Origin of the sequence: Chitinophaga sedimenti, assembly GCF_023156195.1 — a bacterium.
Lineage (GTDB): Bacteria > Bacteroidota > Bacteroidia > Chitinophagales > Chitinophagaceae > Chitinophaga > Chitinophaga sedimenti.
This window is the reverse complement of record NZ_JAKUKA010000003.1, coordinates 1-2,912: the sequence shown is the minus strand read 5'-3', so window position 1 is coordinate 2,912 and position 2,912 is coordinate 1. Positions and strand designations below refer to the sequence as shown.

The 2,912-nt window shown below is 45.9% G+C and carries 1 protein-coding gene and 1 pseudogene; one reads left to right on the top strand and one right to left on the bottom strand.

Translation table 11 applies throughout. The annotated features are described in order from the left end of the window. Positions 1-661, bottom strand: a pseudogene (locus MKQ70_RS37210) (aminomethyl-transferring glycine dehydrogenase); the annotation flags it as partial. A gap of 104 nt (positions 662-765) precedes the next feature. Here MKQ70_RS37210 and MKQ70_RS37205 point away from each other — a divergent pair. Further along, entirely contained in the window at positions 766-1,119 is a 354-nt protein-coding gene (locus tag MKQ70_RS37205) for a hypothetical protein (RefSeq protein WP_248081982.1), read from the top strand. Positions 1,120-2,912 lie beyond the last annotated feature (1,793 nt).

Sequence of the window (2,912 nt, the reverse complement as noted above, 5' to 3'; positions counted from 1 at the left end):
GGCGTTTTGCTACGTCTTCCGCCTCAATGCCCGCAGTGGCTTTAAACGGACGCAGGTCCACGATGAACTCGTGTGCGCAGGTGCCGTTAATGCCGGTGTACAGGATATCGAAATCGTTCTGCAAACGCGCCTTCATATAGTTAGCGTTCAGGATTGCAAACTCAGTGGCTTTACGCACACCGGTGCTGCCCAGCATACGGATGTATGCGTAAGAGATCAGCAGGATGCTCGCACTGCCAAACGGAGCGGCAGATACCGCGTTGCCGGCTTTACCGTCCTGCAAATGCACGTGCGAAGGCAGGAACGGCGCCCGGTGTTTACCTACGCAGATGGGGCCCATACCGGGACCGCCACCACCATGCGGGATCGCGAAGGTTTTGTGGAGGTTGAGGTGACAAACGTCTGCGCCGATCAGGCCGGGAGCCGTTAAGCCTACCTGGGCGTTCATGTTCGCGCCGTCCATGTATACCTGTCCACCGTGTTGGTGAATGATGTTGCAGATCTCTTTCACGCTTTCTTCATACACACCGTAGGTAGAAGGGTAGGTGATCATGATACCTGCGAGGTTAGCGGAGTGTTGTTCTGCTTTCGCTTTCAGGTCGGCCACGTCGATGTAACCATTGTCGTGCGCTTTTGCACGATCACTACTAAAACCGGCCATGAGCATAGTAATCAGTCAACCTACCTGGCTACGATGGAAACCCAACAGGCTGCTAAAGAAAGCGCGTTGTTTTCAATATTGAAGCTACCCGTACGGCTAAGCCCGTGGGTTATCCACAGGATCAGACAGCAGGGGCCAACAGTTATGTAGCGAAATTGAACGGTAGCAGCAAGGACAGGCGTATTGGCCCATCCCTAGTATTGAAAGTGATGGCTGGAGATACCGTATCCCTTGGAGCACGTGCGTTTTATAAATCAATCGGCAATAAGCAGCCAAAGACGCAAACACCTGCAGCCGATATGGCTGTGGCGTTGGTGCGGGCATTTGGCGGTACTGCGGCAACGGATGCGCATGCGAGTGCAGGGCAGTCGGGGAATAACACACCTTTAATGACAATTTTAATAGTAATCAATATCAGCGTCTTAAAGAAAAGGATGCAGGTAACCAGCCGTCGTTGAACAGGCCGAAAGCGTACTTAAATTTTGCATTGTTCAATGATCAGTTTTAAATTAGTAAGACAATAGTGGTGTAAGGCAGGTACAGGAGTCGCCGGATCAGCTGCAGACGCTGGCGGCGGATAAGATGGTGGTGAAGGAGAGTGGTTTTCCTGTATGTTTATACAAGTAACGAAACGGCGCAGGATGTGTTCTTTGATAATGTGGCGGTGGTACTGGAGCCTGGGGCTGTGTTGGAGGAGACGCATTATTATCCGTTTGGGTTGACGATGGCGGGATAAGTACTAAAGCGCTTGGGTCTTTGGGAATAGGTATTTGTACAATGGAAAGGAGTTGCAGGCGAAGGTTCTCGACTGGTGGACTGGAGTGGTATGATTATGGGGGCGAGGTTCTATGATGCTCAGATCGGAAGATGGCAAACGCATGATCCGAGATTACAGTATCATTCACCACCTATCTTGCAATGGGTAATAATCCTTTTAATGGCGTGGATAAGGACGGTAAATGGTTTTTGGAAAAAAGCATATTAGGCAGGCCCGAGCATACGCGAAAGAAACAGGAGGGAGTTCCATAAGTTTAAAGGTAAAGATGGCAAAAACTGGGCTTCTGTTTCCGGTGGAGAGCATCAGCCAGATGTTACACGATGTGGATGGGAATGTTTCGCATAATGTTTCAGCAACAATTTTCAAGCCGGGCTCTGATCACGCAGATCTTAAACGGACTTGGGAAAATTCATCACGCTATAGACCTTGCAAATTCGTCGGTCTTGACTATTTAAAAGTATTAGCTACGAGGGCTGACGCCGCTGCTCATCAAAAGCTGAAAATGGGCAGCCTCCGGCTTTAGTGTGAAGGGAGCTGTTGGTTTAAACTATTTAGTGTCCCTAAATAGCCAAATGTCTTGATAAAGAAAAAGGATTTTTATGGTGCTGATGCGTCAGCAAAGCGTGATCAGAAGGCTGGCAGTACTCAATATAGTTGCGAGCACTGTCGGATTTGCAAAATTTTTGGTTTGGCTAAAGGACGGGTCTCTACAGCCAGTACTGCTGGCTTCGGTAATGTTGGTGCTGCTGTTGATGAGTTTAACACTGTGTACAGTCATAAGTGATACTGGTGTATTGAGGACATGAATGCGAAGTAAATTATGAAAAGATACAAACTGGAACAGAATGATTTTAAGGTAGTTATGCTCTTTGGTGAAAAGAAAGAAGTCCATACTCTGGCAAGGCGTTTGCCTGGGTGGGGGTAATTTATTGATTACGTCCTTCGTTAAGTTGTCTACCGAAGGATCTTATATCTATATAGTTTTTCTTTTTGTTGGTATTTTATTGTTGAATCTAGACTACCTCATTAAAGATTATAACATAGTAGGTAGTATTAGTTTGTTTTCGGATAGAATATCTATCGAGGAAAATAGTCTGATTCAAGAGTATCTGATTATTGATATTCGACAATTGGAGGTTTTTCTTCTAGGTGTCAAAGGCGAATTTTATAGAGGAAAGGCAATTACAACGAAATTAGGTTAGTAATATTGTTAAATTTAAGCACAATGAAGTGGTTGAGGAGATTGTTTTATTTTGGAGCAGCATAAAGTGGAGCAATTATCTCAGATTATTAACTCCCGGAAAGCGAACGGTATTGCCTTCACATTACACAATCAAACCAGGAGTTATTCTTAGGTTAAGTACTTCGAATCAGCAGCATAAAGTGGAGCAATTATCTCAGATTATTAACTCCTGAAAGCGACGTGCCCGCTACCGGAAACTCATCGTAGAACATGGAAACCATAATCCATCA